13 protein-coding genes are annotated in these 14,008 nt (G+C 64.3%); 8 read left to right on the top strand and 5 right to left on the bottom strand.

The genetic code is table 11. The features are described 5' to 3' along the window. Nucleotides 1-268 precede the first annotated feature (268 nt). Nucleotides 269-934 (bottom strand): class I SAM-dependent methyltransferase, encoded by a 666-nt coding sequence (locus AC5FRW_RS06240; RefSeq protein WP_493567573.1) that lies wholly within the window; start codon nt 932-934, stop codon nt 269-271. Nucleotides 935-1,170: 236 nt separating this feature from the next. Here AC5FRW_RS06240 and AC5FRW_RS06235 point away from each other — a divergent pair, with 236 nt between their 5' ends. Then, nucleotides 1,171-2,463, top strand: coding sequence for a right-handed parallel beta-helix repeat-containing protein (locus AC5FRW_RS06235; protein ID WP_493567572.1), 1,293 nt, complete (start codon nt 1,171-1,173; stop codon nt 2,461-2,463). A 7-nt stretch (nt 2,464-2,470) separates the two neighbouring features. On the opposite strand, the gene AC5FRW_RS06230 is transcribed toward AC5FRW_RS06235, so the two are convergent. Continuing rightward, nucleotides 2,471-3,511, bottom strand: coding sequence for a tyrosine--tRNA ligase (locus AC5FRW_RS06230; RefSeq protein ID WP_493567571.1), 1,041 nt, complete (start codon nt 3,509-3,511; stop codon nt 2,471-2,473). Nucleotides 3,512-3,608: 97 nt separating this feature from the next. On the opposite strand from AC5FRW_RS06230, the gene AC5FRW_RS06225 reads away from it, so the two are divergent. The 4 genes from AC5FRW_RS06225 (at nt 3,609) to AC5FRW_RS06210 (ending at nt 6,527) form a co-directional block, all read left to right on the top strand. Beyond that, the gene (locus tag AC5FRW_RS06225) at nt 3,609-4,058 is read left to right on the top strand and encodes a DUF7960 family protein (protein WP_493567570.1); all 450 of its coding nucleotides are present in this window, start codon (nt 3,609-3,611) and stop codon (nt 4,056-4,058) included. Nucleotides 4,059-4,134: 76 nt separating this feature from the next. After that, entirely contained in the window at nt 4,135-4,968 is an 834-nt protein-coding gene (locus AC5FRW_RS06220; protein ID WP_493567569.1) for a bacteriorhodopsin, read from the top strand. 64 nt (nt 4,969-5,032) lie between these two features. Beyond that, complete coding sequence (asd, locus tag AC5FRW_RS06215; RefSeq protein ID WP_493567568.1) at nt 5,033-6,070, top strand: aspartate-semialdehyde dehydrogenase; 1,038 nt, start codon at nt 5,033-5,035, stop codon at nt 6,068-6,070. Nucleotides 6,071-6,137: 67 nt separating this feature from the next. Further along, a complete protein-coding gene (locus tag AC5FRW_RS06210; protein WP_493567567.1) occupies nt 6,138-6,527 on the top strand; it encodes a hypothetical protein in 390 nt (129 codons plus the stop codon). 123 nt (nt 6,528-6,650) lie between these two features. Here AC5FRW_RS06210 and AC5FRW_RS06205 read toward each other — a convergent pair whose 3' ends face one another. Together AC5FRW_RS06205 and AC5FRW_RS06200 are read right to left on the bottom strand one after the other, a co-directional pair. Then, complete coding sequence (locus AC5FRW_RS06205; RefSeq protein WP_493567566.1) at nt 6,651-7,811, bottom strand: hypothetical protein; 1,161 nt, start codon at nt 7,809-7,811, stop codon at nt 6,651-6,653. Nucleotides 7,812-7,950: 139 nt separating this feature from the next. Continuing rightward, nucleotides 7,951-8,907: a D-2-hydroxyacid dehydrogenase gene (locus AC5FRW_RS06200; protein WP_493567565.1), complete on the bottom strand. Its 957-nt coding sequence runs from the start codon at nt 8,905-8,907 to the stop codon at nt 7,951-7,953. A 289-nt stretch (nt 8,908-9,196) separates the two neighbouring features. On the opposite strand from AC5FRW_RS06200, the gene AC5FRW_RS06195 reads away from it, so the two are divergent. After that, the gene (locus AC5FRW_RS06195; RefSeq protein WP_493567564.1) at nt 9,197-9,793 is read left to right on the top strand and encodes a response regulator; all 597 of its coding nucleotides are present in this window, start codon (nt 9,197-9,199) and stop codon (nt 9,791-9,793) included. Nucleotides 9,794-9,840: 47 nt separating this feature from the next. After that, the gene (locus AC5FRW_RS06190) at nt 9,841-11,199 is read left to right on the top strand and encodes an NAD(P)/FAD-dependent oxidoreductase (protein ID WP_493567563.1); all 1,359 of its coding nucleotides are present in this window, start codon (nt 9,841-9,843) and stop codon (nt 11,197-11,199) included. A gap of 431 nt (nt 11,200-11,630) precedes the next feature. Here AC5FRW_RS06190 and AC5FRW_RS06185 read toward each other — a convergent pair whose 3' ends face one another. Next, entirely contained in the window at nt 11,631-13,460 is a 1,830-nt protein-coding gene (locus tag AC5FRW_RS06185; RefSeq protein WP_493567562.1) for a bacteriohemerythrin, read from the bottom strand. Nucleotides 13,461-13,564: 104 nt separating this feature from the next. Between AC5FRW_RS06185 and AC5FRW_RS06180 the strand changes: the two genes are divergently transcribed. Then, nucleotides 13,565-13,996 carry a pyridoxamine 5'-phosphate oxidase family protein gene (locus tag AC5FRW_RS06180; protein ID WP_493567561.1) on the top strand — a complete coding sequence of 144 codons (432 nt, stop codon included), beginning with the start codon at nt 13,565-13,567 and terminating at the stop codon, nt 13,994-13,996. Nucleotides 13,997-14,008 lie beyond the last annotated feature (12 nt).

Raw genomic sequence — 14,008 nt, 5'->3', positions numbered from 1 at the left:
TCGCGACGCGGATCGCAACTCATCGAGTTGCTCACCACCGCCGCATGCTTCGCCTGCGGCGTGCCTCGCAGTTCCGCTGGAACTGCTCACCACCGCCGCGCAGTTCGTTCGCGGCGAACATCGACGGACGCTGTCCGTCTCTATACCGCCGCGCACGTCGAGGCGTCGGGCCTCGACACGTGTTCGCTCGCCAGATGGCGAACGGCGACACCGGAACGTCTCCACGGTGCGTTCCGGCGCCGCTCACCCGCCACTAACGCGGGGTGTATTAAGGGCGTTTCCCTTCGGAACGCACGATGGCGTAGCAGTTGCCACTGGACAGTTCGAGTGAGTCGAGCGTGAGATCGGTCGCGGCCACCGCACGCTCGAACTCGGCGGGTGCGTAGATGTGATAGAAGCGCGGAACGGTCCGGCCGCCGGGTAGCGTCCAGTCGACGGTCGTGTCGAAGCCAGTTTCGGCGTCGGCGGGTTCCTCGAAGCGGTCGTGGGCGGTCGACCAGACGCTGACGAGTGCGTGTCCGTCAGGGGCGAGGACGCGGGCCAGTTCGTCGAGGCTGGCCCGTCGCGCGGCCGCTGTGGGGAGGTGATGGAGTGTTGCGACGTAGACCCCCACGTCGACGACACCGTCGGCGAAGGGGAGCGACGCGGCATCACCTTGCACGAAGTCGACGTGTTCGACCTCGCCGAGTCGCTCGCTGGCCGCGTCGAGAAGCTCTCGGCTGGCATCGAGACCGACGACGCGGTCGACAGCGTCGGCCAGCAGTTCGCTGTGGCGGCCGTTTCCACAGCCGATGTCGACAGCGCACTGGCCGTCGGCGTACTCGTCGACGAACGCCTCGACCTCGGGCCAGGCGTACCGCCGGGTCTTCGAGAAGTGGCTGCCGATTCGTTCGTACGTCGCGCGGACGGCTGCCCGCGACGGCTCGTCCGACATGTCGAAGTGTGTGCGTTCGTCCCGAAAAGCGGCTTCGGTCCGTCCCCGGCAGGTGCGCTCGACGTGACACATAACGATGACGTACCGGCACAGGACGCCGTCGAGCGCCACCGTTCAGTACGGTCCGAAACTACGCAACTCCAGTCTCGGGGGCCGATAAGCGACTCCTTCGCATCCCAGCTGATGTCGGTAAGCAAATCATTCTTTTCACTTTTGTCGCCATTTCGTACGGGTGCATGAACCAACGCGACCCGGGACACCAGCCCAGCGAGTCGACAAGCGGTGTCTCCACGACGACGCGGCGTCGGTTTCTGGCGAGTGGTGTCACCGGTCTCACGGCGCTGACGATCAGTGCCAGTCGTGTGGCGGGACAGCACGCCGGTGACGTGACCGTCGCCCCCGGCAGCGCCGGAGAGTACGCTTCGATCAACGCTGCGGTCGACGACGTAAGCGCCGGCGGCCTCGTGGATGTCTTCCCGGGGCAGTACGAGGGCACTGTCGTCGTCGACGAACCCGGCGTGACGCTTCGCTCGCGTGAACTCGGCGGGGCAGCGGTCCGCGGCGGCTGGGCCGCTGGCAGTCCGGCCGTCAGTGTCGAGGCCGACGGCGTCACACTCCGTGGATTCCGCGTCTCACACCCGGATGGACGACTCGGTATCGCGGTCGACGGGTCGCTATCGGGTGTCAGCCTCCTGCAGAACCACGTCACCGAGGTCGGCCCGTACGGCGCCCCGGGTGCCACCGGCATCACCGTCGCGACGCCACAGTCCTCGCTCTCGGTCGTGGGAAACGTCGTCGAGAACGTTCGGAGCACACTCCCGGAGGAGACGGCCTACCCAGTGTCTGATGGGATCACGCTCGACGCAGCGCCGGACACCGGCGAAGACGACGAGGAATCGGACGACGAGTCCACCACAGCGGACCCGCCGCTGACCGACGCCGACGTGGCTGCCAACGTCGTCCGTCGGCTACGGAGCGACTACGCCTGCCGGGGAATCGCGGTCGTCGCTGACGCCGCCCGTGTCGACGTTCGCCGCAACGACATCTTCGATCTCAGGGCGGCCAACGAGCGAGAGGAACCGCGCCCGTACGCCTGGGGATTTCACTCTGGCGGTCGGACGACAGCCGTACGGTTCCAGTCTAATATCCTCGCCGACATTTCGGCGTCGAGCTACGTCGGCACCGGCGTGCTGGTACGTGGACAGCCCGACGGGCTGACCGTCACCGAGAACGGTTTCAGGACGATACTGGGGTTACAAAACGAGACTGACGTATCACTCGCGGCGAGCGAGAACTGGTGGGGCGATATGACTGGGCCGATCGAAGTGTCGTCGAACAGAGCGGCAAGAGACCTACAGAAGCGCGACAGACAGGGCGGTTACGTCGGCCCGGCGACGGTCGATCCGTGGTTGACCGAGTCGGTCCAATCGACCGACGACCGGACGAACGCGTACGTCGAAACGAGGTTGACAGACGAATCAGTCGAGGGCAGGCCCGACGACCCCATGCTGTGGACAGGTACCCCCTGACGATACGTTACGCGTCCCCGTACTTCTCGGGGTACGCCTGTGCGAGCAGTTCGGGGTTCGCGTTGAGGCGCTTGCGGATCGGCGCGATAACCTCCGAGATGTACTCCCCGGCGGCGGGCTTGAGGTCTGCGGGGTGGAGGTCCTCGCTGAGGAAGTCCGCTTCCAGCGCGTCGAAGTCGTCGTACACGAGGTCGCCGCCGTACTCCTCGGGGCGTTCGACGACGAAGGTCTCGTCGCGCTCAGAGAGGACCGGGAACACGAGGTATTCGAGGTACTCAAGCACGCCGTTGTCCTCGCGCTCGCCCATCGGACAGTAGGCGTCTTCGATCTTCTCGACGACCGCGTCGTGGCTGTCGTTTAAGTTCACCTTCGAGGACGCGTCGGAGGCACTCATCTCGCCACCCGAGAGACCGGAGAGCAGCGGGGCGAAGAGACAGACCGGTGCATCCCCGCCGTGGTCTGGCAGGACCTCGCGGGCGAGCATGTAGATGCCCCGCTGATCGTCCCCGCCATAGGCGATGTCGGCGTCGAGCGCTTTCACGTCCAGAGCCTGCATGAGCGGGTAGATCAGCCCACCGAGGTTCGGACTCTCGGACTCGCGGACGACCTGACTGCCGGCTCGTTGAGCGCGCGCAAGCGTCGTCTCAGCGGCCATCCGGTACATCTCCAGTGTGTACTCCTCGTCGAGCTGGAAGTCCATGCCGCGGGTGAAGGTGATCTCGTCGGGGTCAGCGCCGGCGGCCTCGATCATCCCCTCGATGGCCTCCTGATAGTACTCCGAACGGGCGTCGAGCAGATCGAACGGACTCTTCTCGTCGTCGAGGTGGGCGTGCAGATCCGCGATCAGGACGGTCACGTCGATGCCGGCCTCGATGAAGTCGGCGAGCTTTCGCATCGTCGTGTAGTGGCCGATGTGCATCTCGCCGGTGGGCGCGTAGCCGATGTACGCCGAGGGTGTCCCCTCGTCGAACAGCGCTTCCAGTTCCTCCTCTTTGATGACTTCGAGCGTGTGGCGTGTCGCCAGTTCGAGGCGATCGGCGGTGTCCATACCTCCGCTACCCCACGCCCGTGATTAAAACGTTCCATCTCGGTCCGGGGCCTGCCGCCTGCGACGGATTCAATTCCGTCAGGCCCAACGGCTATCTATGTACACCGGGACCACGGTGCAGCCGTGCTGTCTGTGTGGCAGTGAGGAGACTCATACCCGGCTGGACCTGCCCCCGCGGGTCGTCCAGTTGATGAAACACGGTGACCCCATCGCGTGGCGTGACATCGAGAGCACCGTCACGATCTACTTCTGTGAGAGCGACTGGGCGGTCGTCCGTGATCTCGTCATGGAGACCGGGATGAGTCCGCTCTCGCGGTGTAACGTCGCCTACGCCTCCTTCGACCTGCTTGAGGACTTCGAAGCGCTGCTCAACGACGTCCGCGAAGAGCCGGACCAGCGCCCGCGTGAGCAACGCATGCTCGCGGCGGCGGCCGAGACCATCGAGACCTACGGCGAGGACGACCACGTCGAGGAGCGCGACGTAGTCGAGGCCCGTATCCTCACGTGGGCGCTCGAAGACCTCGATGCAGGCGCGGTCGCCGATTGAGCGAGGGACACAGGTCTGTCGGGGAATACTAGTTTGCTACGACATATTTACGTGTCCTGGCCGTTCGTTTAAGTCGATGTCTTCAGGCACTGCGACTGCGGCGGCGGATGTACTGCTACAGGCCACGCAAGCGGATGCGTTCGAACAGATTCGGGCCGACGTGCTGTTGAGTTCGTCGCTGTGGGCCAACATCGCACTGGCCGGGCTGTCGATCCTGGTGTTCGTCTACATGGGGCGCAACGTCACCAGCCCACGGGCGAAGCTGATCTGGGCGGCGACACTGCTGATCCCCCTAGTCTCGCTGTCGAGCTATCTCGGTCTCGCGTCGGGCCTGACCGTCGGGTTCATCGAGATGCCCGCCGGCCATCCCCTCGCGGGTGAGGAAGTGATGAGCCAGTGGGGACGCTATCTCACGTGGGCACTCTCGACGCCGATGATCCTCCTGGCGCTCGGCCTGCTGGCCGATGTCGACCGCGGCAGTCTGTTCACCGTGATCGCGGCCGACATCGCGATGTGCGTGACGGGACTGGCCGCCGCTCTGGTCACGTCGTCGGTCCTGTTCCGGTGGGCCTTCTACGTCGTCAGTTGCGCCTTCTTCCTGGTCGTGCTCTACGCTCTGCTGACGGAGTGGCCGGCGGCCGCGACGGCGGCCGGGACCGACGAGATATTCGACACGCTGCGCCTGCTGACGGTCGTCCTCTGGCTCGGCTACCCGATCATCTGGGCCGTCGGCATCGAGGGACTGGCGCTCGTCCAGTCGGTCGGCGTCACCTCCTGGGGCTACTCCGCACTGGACGTGCTCGCGAAGTACGTCTTCTCGTTCCTCCTGTTGCGCTGGGTCGCGGCCAACGAGTCGACGCTGTCGGGAGCGTCGAGTGCGAGCGGTGCCGCCGCGCCGGCAGACGACTGATCGACCGCGGGACAGCCACTGTCGATCCAAACTGTTTTCATGGGCCACCGCAGTTTGTCAACCGATGACTGTACGCGTAGGTGTCCTGGGGGCCACTGGTGCGGTCGGACAGCGACTCATCCAACTGCTCCACCCCCACTCCGAATTCGAGATCGCAGCACTGACCGCAAGCGAGTCAAGCGCGGGCAAAACGTACCGCGAGGCCGCCAAGTGGCGCATCGACATGCCGATCCCGGACGACGTGGCCGAGATCGAGGTCGGCGCGACGACGCCCGAGGACGTGCCCGACGACGTGGACCTGATCTTCTCGTCGCTGCCCTCTAGCGTCGGTGCAGAGGTCGAACCCGACTTCTGTGAGGCGGGCTACGTCGTCTCCTCGAACTCCTCGAACGGTCGGATGGACGAGGACGTGCCGCTGATCATCCCCGAAGTCAATGCCGACCACCTCGACGTGCTCGAAGTCCAGCGCGACGAGCGTGGCTGGGACGGCGCGCTCCTGAAGAACCCGAACTGCTCGACGATCACGATGGTGCCGCCGCTTGCGGCGCTCGACGACGCCTTCGACCTGACGGACGTGCGCGTCTCGACGCTGCAGGCCGTCTCCGGTGCGGGCTACGACGGCGTCACCTCGATGGAGATCATCGACAACGCCATCCCCCACATCGGCGGCGAGGAACAGAAGATGGAAACCGAGTCCCGCAAGCTACTCGGTTCCTTCGACGGCGCGGAGATTACGCTCAACGAGATGGACGTGGCCGCCTCCTGTAACCGCATCGCGACGCTCGACGGCCACCTCGAAAACGTCTGGGCCGACACCGCCGAGGAGATCACTGTCGACGACGCCGAGGCGGCGATGGCCGACGTGACGGGCATCGACCTGCCGTCCTCGCCCGACCAGCTAATCACGGTCTTCGACGAGCCAGACCGCCCGCAGCCCCGCCTCGACCGGAACATCGAGAACGGTATGGGCGTCGGCGTCGGCGGCTTCCGCGAGACGACCGACGGCGTCCAGTTCAACTGTCTCGCCCACAACACGATGCGCGGCGCAGCGGGCGCGAGCGTCCTGAACGGCGAACTGCTCGCCGAGCACGGCTATCTGTAGCACCGCCCGACAGCCCGAAACGTACCGCACCGCCACAATTTTATCCACAGTCGCCGTCGGCAAGATAATGGTTTCCCGCGAGACGAGCGTTCAAGTCGTCGTTGCGACCGTTGCGATGGTCACACTAATCGCTGTTCAGATGCTCGTCGCCGACCCACCTCGGTGGGTGATGGTCGTCGGCGGTGTGATCTTCTACGGCCTGATATTCGGCGGGACACACATCTATTTCCTGTTGCGTGGTGACGCAGAGGGCGTGCCGCTGACCGCCCGGAGGCGATTTCTGCTGTTGCTGGCGTCGCTGTTCGCGTTGGTCCCGCTCGCGTTCCTCGCCGGCACGGCGTCCGTCGGTCCAGTTCCGATCCGGTCTATACTGACGGCGATGATCCTTGGCGTCGTGGCGTGGTACTTCGTCGCCGAAGGACGGGCGGGCTACCGGGCGACAATGGCTGGGGAATGACTGCATTCGCTGATGGTCTTCGGTGGTTGTCCACTGTGTTCCGGGACGGAGCGACTGTCCGTAGAAATGCGTCTTGATCGACCTGAACTGGCAATTCAATGAGCCCACTCTGTTTCACGTAGCTCACAGCCCCAGTCCGGTACTGTATTCTAACGTTCCGAACCCGGCGCCCATCGATTCGTCATCAACCACTGTGCCGCCCACGCTACCCGCTAGTCCAGTCACTCGGAACATGAACTCGTTGTAACTCCAATGAGATGCAAGCCGTCCACCGAATCTCGCGCGGTCGAGCCAGTTTCGCGCACGGCCATAGGTTCGGGCGATAAACCGCACGTAATCGCCCTCATCGTTCTCGACGCGAACATCGAAATCAGGCTGTTCGCCAGTACCCAGCAGTGGTTCGACAGTAATCCTGTCGAACTCGACATGCCCATCTTTCGAGCCCCAGTTCCAGAACCCGGACTGCCTGAGAGGAATCGTCAGCCGTTCCAGCCTGTTCGAGGAGAAGAATTTGTAGCCTCGCCGGAACAGCTGTGGCCCGATAAACGGAACCAACACCGAAAACGAGGTTCCGTCCGGAAAGATCGCCCATATCCACTTCCAGGGTAACAGCGGCATGTCAAAACACACGCGCTGGAAGTAACAGGACCCTGACAGCGTTTCGGGTCCGTCAGGCAGGTCAAACTCTCCTTCGAATTCCATCTGGCGCCAGGCAACGACCTCGGCGCCACCCAGCGGTGTGTCGATATCTAATGCGTGGTGTGGGGACGTCATCTTCGAGTCGAGGTCACCCCACGCCTCGAACTCCGCCTCGGCGTCATCGCCGATGACGTGAGCTTTCAGTCCGAGAGAGCGGTCTGAAAGTGAAGCTATTTCGCTCCCGCGTCTGGTGCCGTCCTCGAGTTCTGTCCATGCCTCTATACGCTGGTTCGGACGAGAGAGAACCGCTTCAGCTGATTGCCTGACGACATGGTCATGAACCACTTCGTCGTCTCCGGTCCATCCCACTGTTGTCGCATTGAATCTGTCCACACCGTCGGCGACGGGACGATCCGAGTCCATCGCTGTTGCCGGAAGGTCGTTGATACGACACTCGTCCCCCACACAGGCAGCAATCGAGAACATGAGTTGTCTTGGACCGTATCCCTCCTCACCATCCGGAAACAGGAGAAAGAACCACCAAGACGAGGAGGTTGCGTTCTGTCGTTCGGGGTTTTGCCACCATATCTTCTCGAAAACACGCCGGTGGTCGGCGAGGGTCCTGTCTGCGAACGTTTCTGTCATTGGCATATCTCCCGCTCTCTTGGGCAAATACCCCTCGCATCGGTTCCGAGAGAGTGTTTAGCTGAATAGCATACCCGGCGCTCTCTGGGAAACCTCACTCTATACTGATCGTTTAAAAGTTCGACAGCAGCGTGATCGGTCAGTCCAAGTCGACCTGATTCACCAGGCCGTCCCACTCGCCCGTTTCGTCGGCACGGCGGACGTTTTCCGCGAGAATTTCGGCGGTCCGTTCGTAGTACTCGGGCGTGTGCCCGGAGGCATGCGGCGTGATGAAGACGTTGTCGAAGCCCCACAGCGGATGGTCCTCGGGCAGCGGTTCTGGATCGGTCACGTCTAGCTGTGCGGCCCGGATGTGGTTGGCACGGATCGCTCTGGTGAGGGCGTCGGTGTCGACGACGGGACCACGGGCGACGTTCACGAGGACGGCGTCGGGTCGCATCGTCCGAAACACCTGCTCGTCGAACAGGCCCTCGGTCGCGTCGGTCAGCGGGCAGGCGACTGCGACGTACTCGGCGTCGACGACGGCGTCGTGGATTTCATCGAAGCCGTACACTTCGTCGGTCGGTCCGCCCTTCTCGGGCGTGTAGCGGACGCCCACAGTGTCGACGTTGAACCCGGAGAGTCGATCGACGATTGTCGTCCCGATGGCACCCAGACCGACGACGGCGACCGTCGAGCCGTTCAGTTCACCGGACTGGAGCGCGCGCCACTGGCGCTCGTTCTGGCGACGGCGCGCCTCGAAGAATCGGCGGGCAAAGGCGAGGAACGCACCGATGACGTGCTCTGCGATGTTCGGTCCGTGGACGCCCGAGGCGGTCGTGAGCGTAATCTCGCGGTCGGCGAATTCGTCCAACGGGAGGTGATCGTAGCCAGCGTAAACACTCGCGAACAGCTCGATGTCGTCTGCGTGGTCCAGTAGTTCGTGGTCGAACGGCCCGGCCGAGACCACTGTCGCCGTCTCGACGGCGTCCCGTTCCTCGGCCGGTGTCGTCGCGACTCTGACAGTCGCGTCGGGGAGTCGCTCACGCACCGCCCCGGCGTACTGATGGGCCGAAATACCGTGGGCTTTCTGTCGCAGGATGGCAATCTCAGTCACCGTCGCTCCCTCCGCTTTCGCTCGTTCATATGCACCAGTCTTCCGACCGGTCGCCTAAAACAGTGCGGTCGAACGGCACCTGATTCCAGTTAGTGTCCTCTCACGATGGACGGCGCTCGATTGCCCAGAACCACTGTTCACGACTGAGAACGGTGGTCTCTGGACTGTTCGTTTCTGTCCCGCTAGATCGAAAAATCGACTTCGAAGCAGCCTGTGGGGCGATGAACGGTTTGAACGATCTGTAATGAAGCCACAATTAAAGAGGGATGAGTGTTACCGTTCGAATACAATGAGTGGTGACTGGGACACAGTACTCGTCGTCGACGACGATCCCGCCTGTCGGGATCTCCACTCGATCTGGCTCGAAGACGAGTACGAGGTGCTGACGGCTGCCGATGGGAAGGCGGCGATCGAACAGGTGGGGGCGGCAGACGTGATGCTCCTCGATAGAGAGATGCCGCGAATGGACGGTGAGACGGTCGCACGCCGCGTTCGCGAGAGTGGACAGGACTGCTTCGTCGTGATGGTCTCCGGGGTCGAACCCGACTTCGATATCCTCGATCTCCCCGTCGACGAGTATCTCACCAAGCCCGTCTCACAGGACGCAGTCCTGAACACTGTCGAGACGATGATCTCCCGGGGCGTCTGCCAGCGGATGCTGCGCGAGTACTTCTCGATGACGGCACGAAAGGCGACACTGGAACTTCGCAAGCGCCCCGACGAACTCAACGGCAACGAGGAGTACAACGATCTGCTCGCAGAGCGCGAAGCGAAGCGTATCGCGCTGAACGAGATGCTCGAACAGTTCGACGGCGACTGGCGACAGGCGATCCTCGCCGCAGTCGGCGAGGAGGCGGAGTCCTCGGAAGCCCAGCGAATCACGTAGCCGTCGGCGAACACGGAATTTAAGCCCCCTCCGGACACGGGAGGCGTATGGAGCGCGTAGACGTCGCTATCGTCGGTGGTGGCCCGGCTGGCACGTCCGCAGCACGGGCGGCGGCCGAGCACGGTGCCGAGGCCGTCGTGCTGGAGAAGGGGGTCCCCAGAGCCGACCGGGACCGCCTCGGGCCAGATTCGACGGACGCTGCCGGCTTTCTCGACTACTGGATGGAAGTGGCCGGGTTCGAACCCGACGAGTTTCCCGAAGACGTGAAACTCGCCGACCTCGACGGCGCGGAGTTTCTCGGCCCGAACGAGTCGGTCCTCATCGAGGAAACGGGCATCGAATCGAGCTATCCCGGCTTCGGTTTTACCTTTCAGCGAGCGCGGTTCGACGATTGGCTCCGCGACCGGGCCGAGGACGCCGGTGCGGAGTATCGGATCGGCACCAGCGTCACGGGTGTCGAGACGGATCTGACCGCCGGCCCCGAACACACTCTCGCACTCGCCGGGGGCGAATCACTCGTCGCCGACGCGCTCGTCCTCGCGGACGGGCCACAGCGGACGATCACCGGCCGGGTGCTCGGTCAGTTCCTCCCAGAGGGGGAGTCGCTGTCCGACCGACTGCCGTCGACCGAGGCCAATCACATCGCCTATCAGGAACACCGCCGGATGCCCGAAGAGCTGTTCCCCGAGAACAAGATTCAGTTCTGGTGGGGCGTGATGCCGGGCCACACTGCCTATCCGTGGATCTTCCCGAACGACAACAACGTCGCACGGATCGGGCTGACGATGCCCATCGGGCTGGACATCGACGACTACGACGCCAGCGAGTGGGCACTCCTGCGCGAGGACGACGACCAGATTCCACAGGGGCGGACCTACGTCGAGCGCCTGCTCGAACGGGAGTTCCCCGACTACGACATCGAGGACTTCCCGCTGGTCGAAGATCGGGGCAAGACCGGCGGCACGGAGACCTACCCCATCTCCTCGACGCGACCGATCGAGTCGCCCACCGGCGCGAACGTCGCCGTCGTCGGCGGGGCGATGGGTGCGACCTCGGCCTTCCACGAAGGCGGCGACCACGTCGCGGTCCGAACTGGCACCATCGCGGGACGACTCGCTGCGACCGGGGCGCTCGACCAGTACAACGATGCGTGGCAGTCGGCCATCGGGACCGAAGTTCGACGGAACGTCGCCTTCGCCGACCTCGTCGAAGACCTCGGCCCCTCCGAGTGGGACGAGGTGTTCGCGACCGTCTCGAAGATGCAGTCGGTCGACGGCTCGCAGTGGCGACAGGCGCTTGCGGCCGGCACACTCGGCATCTCGACGGTCGGCCAGTACAAGTGGCTCAAGTATCAGTACCGCAACGGCGGCTACGTACAGCTTCGTGAAGCCGAATACGTCCTCTGAGCGGGCCGGGGCAGCAGTCGGATCGCAACGCCTTACAGCCCTGGGCGGCTAGAGCCGGTACGTGCCTTTTGTCCCCGCCCGAGGCCCGGCCTCCGGGACGATGACAGCGCGGCGAACCCGGGCACGTGACAGTTGCAGTCCGCCTCGGCGGTTGACGCCGCCTCGGCAATTCGTGGCCTGACGGCCACGCGCACTCGCGGTTGACGCCGCTCGCGCAACTGGCGGCCCGTAGCGCCGCCCGCCCGACACGAGGGTTTCCCGGTCGACAGGGCACACCGCCCCGGATGACACCGATCGTTAGTGTTTCGGGCGACATTCTCAACGTCCAGCGACAGCGCCGCCAGGCCATCCGTGTTCGCACAGCACGCGCCAGCGGCGAATGGAAGACGGTCGCTCGACCGAGCAGCGACGACGTGTCGGTGAGCGATGGCTCACTCCGTCAGCCGAAGGACACCGCGGTCGTCGACGGAGCCGACATCGTCTGTCAGGAACCATCCGTCGTGAAGCGCCCGGTCCGTCGCCCGGTCGTCGGCGCAGTAGCCGTCGGTGACCGTCGCGCCGCCGATCAGGACCGCATCGTCGGTCGAAAGCGCGACCCGTACGCCGGGTATCGGTCGTCCGAGGCTGTTGCGTTCGAACGCGTCGGGACCGTTGACAGCGGCGACGCCGGCCGTCTCCGGGGCACCGTACAGTTCACACAGGGGGACGGAGAGTCCGTGGAAAAATTCCTGCAGGTGATCGTCGAGGCGACTGCCACACGACAGCGCGTAGGTGAGGTCGTCGAGTCCGAAGGCCTCCCGCAACGGTCGGTAGACGAGTCGATCCGACGCCGCGTACTTCAGTGGCGTCCCGTCGCCGTCGATCACGGCACGCCCGTACCCCGTCACGTTTCCGGCGACTTTGCGCTTTGCCCACCCGAGCGAGCCGATCCGGTCCTGTAGCGTTCCGTAGATGCGCTGGTACAGTTTCGGCACACCGACGAGCACGTCGGGGTGCAGGTCACGAATCGCCGCGAGAGCGTCGTTTCGATCGGTGTAGGCGACCGCCGCGCCAGCGTCCCAGAAGTAATACGCTGTGACACGCTGGGAGACGTGTGCCGGCGGGAGGAGACAGGTACCCGTCGAGCCAGCGGACAGCGGGAGCGTGTCGGCCAGTCCGGCGACTGCGGCACGGAGATTCTGGTGCGTGAGTTCGACGCCTCGTGGGTCGGTCCCGCTCTGTGCGTCGTAGACGATGGTCGCGACCGCGTCGCTTGCCGTTTCGAGACCCGGAAGCGAACGCTGTGTCGACGCCGGCAGCGGGTCGATGTCGACGATCACGTCGACTGCTCGCTCGACGGCCGCCGGTGGGTCCTCGCGAGAGGCGAACCCGTCGACCGCTGCGTCGGCGACGATCTGCTCGACCTGCTCGGTGTCGAAGTCGGGGTACAGCGGGACGGAGACGAGTCCGGCGAGGTGACAGGCGAGATCGAACAGGAGGTGTTCGCCGTCGGACTCGATCGCCAGCGCGAGGCGGTCGCCGGGCGTGAGGTGCGTTTCGAGCAGTCCGCTGGCGACTGCCGCTGCCTGCTCGTACAACTCCTCGAAGGTCCGCTCCGTCCGCTCGTCGGTACCGTGTTCGATCGTCGCAGTGCGGTCCGCGTGCGTGGTCGCGACTTCCTCGAACCACGCGGCCACCGAACCAGACTCGCTCGCTGGCTCCCCACCGTCGAGCACGTCCGCCTCGATGGTGACTGTCGTCGCGTGCTCCTCGTCCGGGGCTGGCGTCGTCTCCGTCGCCCGACGCTGGCGGAGTGTGCCGGGTGTGTACTCGTACGCATCGTCGACTGTCTCGCGGTAGTACTCACTGTAGCGCTGGTCCTCGTCGCCGGCGGCGATGTGGGAGTCCAGCCAGTCGCGCACGAACGTCAGCACCTCCATCGTGATGTACTCGCCGTTCTCGTGGCGCTCCCGGAACTCGCTGACTTTCGATGCGAACTCCTCGTGCATCTCCCGGTGGTTGTAGAAACAGTCGGCACAGTCTATCGCGTAGCCACAGTCTTGCATGAACTCCTCCTCGTCGCCGAAGTGATACTCGGTGTAGCGTTCGAGTTCCCGCAGAATGTGACCGATTTCGTCCTGTGAGTGGCCCTCGTCCATCGCCGCGTGCAGATCGTTCAACAGGCCAAAGAGTCGCTTGTGCTGTTCGTCGAAGCGCTCGATCTGGGTGCTGTAGCGCTCTGGGTCCCACTCGGCGAACGCGTCGTCCGACTCCAGTTGCATACTGGTGGCTCCTGACACGAACAGCAAAAGTACCCCCACCAGTTCCCGCTGGCTGAAAACGGAGACCAATCACAACAGGGACCGCGCCCACGTACGAGATACCGATGCGTCGATTGACAGACGAGGAGATCGAAGCGGTCCTCGCGGCAAACGGGATCGGCGTCCTCGCTGTTCGGGCCGCCGGACAGTACCCGTATCCGATCCCGGTCGCGTACGGGTACGATCCCGACGCCGATGTCTTCGCTCTCCACCTCGAAGGAGAATCGGACGGCGAGAAGCATCGGGCACTGTCGCGGGACCCACACGTCGGTTTCACGGTGTTCGAGGAGACCGAGCCGGGCGAGCGATGGCAAAGTGTCGTCCTGCAGGGCAAACTGGTCGAGACCACGTACGAAGCAGTCGAGACGGCCTTCGCGGCACTGGCAAAGCGAGGCCAGTCTGCACCCAATCCGATCGTCTGGAGTGATGCTGACTCGGTCACGCCGTTCGAGCTACGGATCGAACAGTGGAGCGGGCGAAGCTTCCCGCTGCGCTGATACCGGTGGCTG

The organism is Halomicrobium sp. HArcht3-1, from assembly GCF_058933345.1.
The sequence above is the reverse complement of the archived record's forward strand: the minus strand, read 5'-3'. Positions and strand labels throughout refer to the sequence as shown.